Raw genomic sequence first — 1,091 nt, forward strand, 5'->3', positions numbered from 1 at the left:
CCGCGGCCGTGCCCGCCGCCCCGGCCGTGGCCGCCCTGGCCGTGGCCGCCCCGGCGGTGGCCGTCGGGCGTGCCGCCCCGGTGATGGCAGTCGGGAGCGCCGCGCCCGAGCCGGTGTGCCGGATCGGCGACGACCGGCTGATCGAGATCTCCGGGCTGGCCACGGACGGCGCCGGCTACGTGGTGATTAACGACGGCGCCGACGACCCGGACGGCCGCCGCATCTTCTTCCTCAACCGCCGGTGCGGGGTGGCTCGCAGCGTGCCCTACCCGTCCCGGCCGCGGGACACGGAAGACCTGGCCCGCGGCCCCGACGGCACACTGTGGGTCGCCGACATCGGCGACAACGGCCGTAACCGGGAGACGATCGCACTGTGGCGGCTGTCGCCCCGATCGCGCACCCCACGCCTGTTCCGCCTCACCTACCCGGACGGTCCGCACGACGCGGAAGCACTGCTGATCGGCGCCGACGGCACGCCGGTGGTGGTCACCAAAGACCCGATGACAGCCGGCCTCTACGTCCCCGGCTCACCCCTGTCTGCCGGCAAGCCCACGCCGATGCGCAAGGCCGGCACCTTCCCGATCCCCGCATCGGCCACCGGCAACCCGTTCGGCCTGCCCGGCCGGTTCGTCATCACCGGCGGCGCGACCAGCGCGGACGGCCGGCGGGTGGTCCTGCGGACCTACGCGGACGCCTTCGAGTTCGACGTGCCCGGCGGCGGCGACCTGGTCACGGCGATCACTCAGGGGGAGCCGCGCGTGATCCCGCTGCCGGACGAGCCGCAGGGCGAAGCCATCGCCTACAGCCGGGACGGCACTGCCCTGCTGACGGTGTCGGAGGGCAGCAACGCGGAGATCAAGCGGTATCCGCTGCCGGACGCCCCACCCGTGTCGCCGTCGGCGCAACCATCGCCCTCATCACTGCCGCCTTCCTCACCGCAGACGGCTTCCCCCTCCTCACCGGCGGCCGCCCCGCAGCCGATCGCCGTCGCCCGCACACCGAGCCTCCCGGCCGGAGCCCTGATCGCCGGCGTAGCCATGGCAGGCGCGGCCGTCGCGCTGACCGTCGCGGTCGCCCGGCGCCGACGCCCA

Annotated in this window: 1 protein-coding gene; it reads left to right on the forward strand. The window is 75.1% G+C overall.

Annotation, left to right across the window (positions count from 1 at the left end):
* The coding region (locus AB0F81_RS51380) for a hypothetical protein (RefSeq protein WP_360211825.1) at positions 1–1,091 on the forward strand (1,091 nt) is incomplete at both ends.

The sequence above is a fragment of the Actinoplanes sp. NPDC024001 genome (genome assembly GCF_040638955.1).
Taxonomy (GTDB): Bacteria; Actinomycetota; Actinomycetes; order Mycobacteriales; family Micromonosporaceae; genus Actinoplanes.